Below are 223 nucleotides of genomic sequence, written 5' to 3'. Positions count from 1 at the left end.
TACAATATGTTTAATAATTTCTCCATCCTCTTTTATTTCAAATGCAAATGTCTCTTCATTTATTACATATCCATTTGGCGCTATTGTTTCTTTATACGTGTACTTTCCGTACGGTAGTTTAAATTTCGCTATACCTTGCTCATTTGTTTTTCCTTTTACTACTTCTTTCCCTTGTTCGTTGTAGATTGTAAATTCTGCATTTGGCAGTTTCGTATTCCCATCC

The 223-nt window shown here is 32.7% G+C and carries 1 protein-coding gene; it reads right to left on the bottom strand.

The window, feature by feature from the left end:
• Nucleotides 1-223: prealbumin-like fold domain-containing protein (locus tag MR113_RS28000; protein WP_242257529.1), on the bottom strand; the 223-nt coding region annotated here is incomplete at both ends.

Source organism: Bacillus cereus group sp. BfR-BA-01379, assembly GCF_022663605.1.
GTDB lineage: Bacteria > Bacillota > Bacilli > Bacillales > Bacillaceae_G > Bacillus_A > Bacillus_A mobilis.
The sequence above is the reverse complement of the archived record's forward strand: the minus strand, read 5'-3'. Positions and strand labels throughout refer to the sequence as shown.